Raw genomic sequence first — 6,334 nt, 5'->3', positions numbered from 1 at the left:
GTTGGTGAGGCGTTAGCAAACGTCAAAGCAATGAACAAAGTCCTAGGACTAGGTATGCCTATTAGAAACTAACAGGTAAGTTCCGTAGGATAGATACGTCCTTTAGCTGATTTGATCAACAACGCCGTGTGGTTAAGGCAAATTTTTTCATCATTTTCCCCAAGGGTCGTTATTTATAGGAACAGAATGTTTGTTTTGTGGAACATAATAGCGACTTTAGAGAATCAAAAAACTCAATTATGTAGGGATTAACCATCTAAATTAGCTGGCGGCAAAAAAAAGAGCTCTGGGTAGGACAGAGCTCTTTGGCTTAGACTAACGTTAGGTATCGTTATTCAATTCGCTCAATAATTGTCGCAATACCTTGGCCCATACCAATACACATGGTCGCAAGACCGTAGCGTCCGCTACGTTGCTCCATAATGTTGATTAGAGAGCCAACAATACGTGCGCCTGAACATCCTAGAGGGTGACCGAGCGAAATTGCACCACCATGCAGGTTAACTTTGTCATCACGCTGCTCCCACAAGCCGAGATCTTTCAAACAAGGAATCGCTTGAGCGGCAAACGCTTCGTTAACTTCAGCAAAGTCGATTTGGTCAATATTCAATTCGGCTTTCTTCAGCGCTTTTTTTGTCGCAGGAACCGGGCCATACCCCATGATTGCCGCAGGAACACCTGCACTGGTCGCAGCAATTACGCGTGCTCTTGCTTTCAAACCGAGTTCGATGGCTTTTTCTTCGTTCATCACGAGTAGACATGACGCGCCATCAGACAGTGCCGATGAGGTACCTGCCGTTACTGTACCACGCGGGTCAAACACAGGACGAAGTGTAGCAAGTGATTCCGCTGTCGTTTCAGGTCGAATGACTTCATCGTGCTGGACTAGAATGGGTAAACCCGTAGCATCATGGCCCATTGTTGGGACAATCTCGTTATCAAAGCGACCTTCAAGGGTGGCTTGATGAGCAAGGCGATGAGAACGAGCGCCTAGCCCATCTTGTTCTTCACGAGATACTTTATGCATCTTGCCAAGGGCTTCCGCTGTTAGTCCCATCATTGCTGACGCTTGCGCCATATTGCGGTTAAATGGGTTCATGCTGATGCCTTTGGTCATCGGCACGTGGCCCATATGTTCAACACCACCGACAAGTACCACATCTGAGTCACCCGCTTTAATAGCGCGCGTTGCCATGTGCAATGCATCCATCGATGAACCACATAGTCTATTGACTGTGGTCGCTGGCACGGTTTCCGGAAGGCCAGCTTGCAGGGCAGCAACGCGAGCTAAGTTAGCACCTTGCTCTTCAGTTTGTTGCACACACCCCCAAATCACATCGTCGATCAGTGTCGCATCAAGGTTCGGTTGACGCTCAATCATGCTTTTCATTAGGTGTGCAGACAGATCGTCAGCACGGACGTGGCGAAAAACACCATTCTTTGATTTACCCATAGGAGTACGGATAGCATCAACAATCACTACATTTTTCATTTTAAATCCCCTAATTAGGCGTAAAAGCTTTGGTTGTTATTAGCACGTTCAATAAGACCTTGAGGTATTGCGTAAAGTGAACCCAGTGCTTCGTATTTCTGTGCGAGTTCTACTAAATTATCGAGACCAAGGCTATCCATGTAGTAGAAAATACCGCCGCGGAATGGCGGGAAGCCTGTGCCATAAACAAAGGCGATATCACCCTCCTGTGGTGAACTGATGATGCCCTCATCTAGACAGCGAATTGCTTCAAACATCATAGGTAGCATCATGCGCATGGTTACCTCTTGATCGCTGAATACCGCAGAAGCAGCGCATTCGCTATCAAGCAGCACTTGAGTATCAACACTTAAAGAAGGCTTTAAACGACTTTTGCGGTCTTTGCTGTAGCTGTAGAAGCCGTGTTCAGATTTTTGACCAAGCTGTCCACGCCCACACAACATGTCAATCAGGTTTATTTGAGGTTTACCTAAACGAGCTGGGAAAGCTTCATCCATCACATCCATGCAGTGCTTAGCCGTATCAAGACCAATGACATCAGCAAGGTGCGCAGGCCCCATCGGCCACCCAAAACCTTTGCTCATCACTTTGTCTGCTTGCGCGATGTTACCACCGTCAACCAACAGTTGGTTGAACGCAAGGAAGTAAGGCGTTAGGCAGCGGTTTACTAAGAAACCTGCACAGTCATTAACCACAACCGGCACTTTACCTAATTGCAGAACATAGTTGACGGCTTTGGCGATCGTGTCCGTTGATGTTTTTTCGCCACGAATCACTTCGACTAATGGCATACGGTGTACTGGGTTGAAGAAGTGGATACCACAGAAATTTTCCGGCTTTTTCAGTGCCTGAGCTAGACCGCTGATCATCAGCGTCGATGTGTTTGATGCGACAATGGCGTTCGGGGCTGTCTCTTCAAGTTGAGCCAGTACTTTCTCTTTCACCATTGGGTTTTCAACCACCGCTTCGATGATCATATCGGTGTCTGCTAGTGTCGCGTCGTGCAGTGTTGGCACGATGCGGTTTAACACATTGCCCATCTCGCGCGGGGTTTTCTTCTTGCGTTCAACCTGCTTAGCCAGAAGGTTGTTCGCTTCTGACAGACCAAGGTCAATACCTTGCTTATTGATGTCTTTCATCACGACATCAATGCCACGGTCGGCACTAACATAGGCAATACCACCACCCATTATGCCCGCGCCGATCACGCCGACTAGAGCTGTTTTGCTTGCTTCAGATAGTTCCGCGTGTTTTTTGGCTGCCGCTTTTACCGCCATATCGCTTAAGAACACATTCACCAGAGCATCTGCCACGCCACTTTTAGCACAAGCGACGATGCCTTTTGCTTCAACTTTCAGCGCTTCATCACGCGTGAGACGTGCCGCATTAAATACAGTATCAAGAATAATACCTGGGGCTGGGTAGTGAGGCCCTGCCGCTTTTGCCACCATGCCTCGCGCAACATTGATGGACATCGCCAGCTCTAGATCGTTCACAGGCAATGCTTGACACTTTTCTGCTTGACGCGCTTGCCAATTCAGTTCACCACGCTGTGCACGCCCAATTACGCGAAGCGCTTGCTCAACTGGGTTTTCTTGGTTTGGGTCAATGATGCCATCAACCACGTGGTCGCTTAGTGCTTTTTCTGCTGAGAAGTTTTTGCCCATGGTTAGCCAACCCAGAGCAGTATCAACGCCAACAATACGTGGAAGACGCGTTACGCCACCCCAACCTGGCATAATGCCAAGTTTCACTTCTGGTAAACTGATTTTTGCATCTGCTGTCGCTAAACGGTAGTCCGCAAGTAGAGACAGCTCTACACCGCCACCCGCTGCAACGCCATTGATGATTGCCACTTTAGGGCAATCGAGATCTTCAACACGGTTGTAGATAGAGTGTACCCAGTCAAGGAAAGGTGTAATCGCTGCGTCACCGTCTTTAAATAGGTCACGAAAGGCTTTTACATCGGCACCTGCACTGAATAACCTCTTTCCAGAACGAATGATTAAGCCTTTTGGCTTATTTTCTTCAAGAAGAGTAACACATGCTTCAAGTTCTGTTAGCGCAGCATTTCTTAGTGTATTCACTGGATCTTTTTCAGCATTGAAAACTAGCTCAACCGCTTGATTGTCGCCCAGTGTGTTTAGGATAAAAAATTGACCTTTGTACATAATATGGGCTCCTTATTTAGCCAAACCAAGTTTTGTTGCTTGCTCTAGAAGCTCATCTCTAAACTCTGGGTGAGCAATGTTGATCAGTGCCTTCACGCGTTGTGGTGTGGTTAAACCACGCAGATCTGCTGCGCCGTGCTCGGTTACAACAACTTGTGTGTCGTTTCGAGGCGTGGTGATTGGTGTTCCTGATGGCAGAGCGATACGAATGTTTGACTCAAGACCTTCTTTACCATCACGTGTTGAAGATAGGGCCAGAATACTCACGCCACCTTTTGACATGCCTGCAGCGCGAACGAAGTCAAGCTGACCGCCCGAGCCAGAAATCTGAGAGAAACCCACACCTTCAGAAGCCACTTGACCAACCACGTCAACCATGACACAGGTGTTGATCGACACAAAGTTATCGTTCTTTGCGACTTCATAAGCACTAACCACATCGGCCATGCCACCCATTTCAATCTCTTCGTTGTTATTCAGGAAGTCCATCACTTCTTGAGGTCCGGCTGCGAACGCCGTGATGATCTTGTTTGGTTTGTGATTTTTAAGCTTGCTGCTCACCGCGCCTGCTTTGCACATTTCCATTAGAGATTCGGTAAACATTTCAGTGTGGATACCCAAGTCTTTGCGATCACGCAATGCCATACCCATGGCGTTTGAAATAGTGCCAATACCAATTTGTACCGTCATACCATCTTTGATGAATGGGCTAACGTGCTCTGCAATTTGTTGCTCTAGAGCGCTTGGCTCACCTGCTTTTGGCATTGCAATGCTGTGGTGACCTTCAACGATAAAATCAGCGTAATCAATATGAACCATATTCTCTTGGTTGCCGATGAACGGCTGCTGATCATTAACGACGAAGAAAACTTTTTTTGCATACTTCAGCGCTTCTTTACTGCCGACACCACCACACGCACCTAAGCTTACGTAACCGTCGGCATTTGGTGGAGTAACTTCTATAATGACCGTGTTCGGCTTTAATGTAGCAAAGATCTGCTTAAAGTTTGAAAAATGGAAGTTCATCACTTCAATGTTGCCGCCATGTTGGCACTTACGCTCTAGTGGCCCCATGAACAAACTAATGTGTTTAAAGTTCTTTTTGTATTGAGGTTTTAGAAACTCATATGGATAGGTCATAAGGCCAGTGTATAGCTCACAGCCGTGGAATTGAGCTAAGTGTTTGTCTAGCTCTTGAAGGAAGATAGTCGGCATCGACAGCAAACCGCCTGCCCAGATTTTGTCGCCCGATTCGATTTTACCTACTGCCGACTCTAGTGAAATGATTTTTTCGGCGAATTGTTTTTTCCAGTCAGTCATAGTACGCTCTCTTTTATCGCTTATTGGGCTTGTTTGACACTTTTTTCTCGACCTTGAGAAATGATTGTGTATGGCACCAATGTTATTTATGTAGGGAGAAAGTCCGTTTCACTGCATACAGCTTACTCTGTTGATGGAGGTCAATGTTTGGCTTTTTAGGACAGCTAATATACTCATCAAGACAGTGTTGACCTTTGTGTATTGAGTCACAAATTTAGGGCATAAAGTGATATGAATCATGAAAATTCGGTGTTTGACAACGCGCTTTCTGTGCATGCGGGGTGGTTAAAGTTATTGAAGCCAATAGGAGAAGAGTCTCTAGTTGACTCTATGCGCTGTAACGCAGACGGTAGAGTCAATGTGCAAGATTTGCGCGCTGTTATTTATCACGCGTATCAGCAAAATGAGACACCAATCATGTTGGCCAACATTGCCGAGACTGTAGAGTCATTGACGTTTGACAGCTTTTCGACTGCACTATGGACCGCGCGAGATCTTGATAGCTTGTTAAGCGTGTTACAGGAATACGTAATTGTTTTGAGTGCGCCCGTGCGACTCGTCTATAAACGAGATCGCCCAGGTAATGCAGAGCTTTGGGTTCTGGATACGGAGTCGCTGGGTAACGATTCAAAAGTCACCTATCTTGGGATTACGTTGTTTATCGCCGTTGTGATAAAAATTGTACACAAGGTGTTGAGTGATACTAAGGTAACACTCGGTGTTTGTTTGATTGAACATCGCTATCGTGAAGAAGAAAACGCGCTACTTGAAGAAACAATGCGCTGCACCATACTAGAAGGCTCACCGATTCGAAAGCTGGTTATTCCCAAGCACTTTCTTCATATTCCTCTCACTCATAGTGACAAAAACCTCCACTTCTCATGTGTGAATCTATTGCGAGAAGAAGCCGAACGCCTGAAAAAAGATGACTTGATTCTTCAGATTTATCATTTCCTCAATCAGCAGAGTAACTTAGTTGACATCAATGGTCGCGCCATCGCCGACGCACTCAATATGAACCTTCGCACCTTAAATCGACATCTTTCGCAACAAAACACAAGTTATCGAGGGGTGGTCGAAAAGTACAAGCTTGAAAAAGCGCTACATCTACTTGATGCCGGAAAAGTCAATATGACCGAAATTGCCTACCAGATCGGCTTCTCGGATTTGAGCACTTTTTCGCGTGCGTTTAAGAGGTGGACGGGCGTATCGCCAATGTATATAAGGCGAGACGCTAAGATGAAGGATGCCTGACTATGATTCATGTCAAAAAAAATTAGGATGTCTTGAATGGTTAACGAGATGTCCTGTTTTGCCAAGCAATGAGCGTGGAAGGTTGTTTTAATACTCG

The 6,334-nt window shown here is 46.2% G+C and carries 4 protein-coding genes; 1 reads left to right on the top strand and 3 read right to left on the bottom strand.

The window, feature by feature from the left end:
• Nucleotides 1–331 precede the first annotated feature (331 nt).
• Genes fadA through HGG78_RS10515 form a run of 3 tightly spaced genes read right to left on the bottom strand, consistent with a single transcriptional unit; the run spans nucleotide 332 to nucleotide 4,983 of the window.
• On the bottom strand, nucleotides 332–1,492 hold the full coding sequence (fadA, locus tag HGG78_RS10525) for an acetyl-CoA C-acyltransferase FadA (protein WP_172532856.1): 1,161 nt from the start codon (nucleotides 1,490–1,492) through the stop codon (nucleotides 332–334).
• A gap of 14 nt (nucleotides 1,493–1,506) precedes the next feature.
• Nucleotides 1,507–3,663 carry a fatty acid oxidation complex subunit alpha FadB gene (fadB, locus tag HGG78_RS10520; RefSeq protein ID WP_172532855.1) on the bottom strand — a complete coding sequence of 719 codons (2,157 nt, stop codon included), beginning with the start codon at nucleotides 3,661–3,663 and terminating at the stop codon, nucleotides 1,507–1,509.
• A 12-nt stretch (nucleotides 3,664–3,675) separates the two neighbouring features.
• A complete protein-coding gene (locus HGG78_RS10515) occupies nucleotides 3,676–4,983 on the bottom strand; it encodes an acetyl-CoA hydrolase/transferase family protein (RefSeq protein WP_172532854.1) in 1,308 nt (435 codons plus the stop codon).
• Nucleotides 4,984–5,214: 231 nt separating this feature from the next.
• Here HGG78_RS10515 and HGG78_RS10510 point away from each other — a divergent pair, with 231 nt between their 5' ends.
• Entirely contained in the window at nucleotides 5,215–6,237 is a 1,023-nt protein-coding gene (locus tag HGG78_RS10510; RefSeq protein ID WP_172532853.1) for a helix-turn-helix domain-containing protein, read from the top strand.
• Nucleotides 6,238–6,334: the final 97 nt, after the last annotated feature.

The sequence above is a fragment of the Vibrio aestuarianus genome, assembly GCF_012395185.1.
GTDB lineage: Bacteria > Pseudomonadota > Gammaproteobacteria > Enterobacterales > Vibrionaceae > Vibrio > Vibrio aestuarianus.
Note: the sequence above shows the minus strand (reverse complement) of the source record. Positions and strands in the feature narration are given on the sequence as shown.

Excerpts from the sequence above, each read along its gene's own strand:
- HGG78_RS10515 (WP_172532854.1), bottom strand. The coding sequence starts at position 4,983 with ATGACTGACTGGAAAAAACAATTCGCCGAAAAAATCATTTCACTAGAG.
- fadB (WP_172532855.1), bottom strand. The coding sequence starts at position 3,663 with ATGTACAAAGGTCAATTTTTTATCCTAAACACACTGGGCGACAATCAA.
- fadA (WP_172532856.1), bottom strand. The coding sequence starts at position 1,492 with ATGAAAAATGTAGTGATTGTTGATGCTATCCGTACTCCTATGGGTAAA.
- HGG78_RS10510 (WP_172532853.1), top strand. The coding sequence starts at position 5,215 with ATGAATCATGAAAATTCGGTGTTTGACAACGCGCTTTCTGTGCATGCG.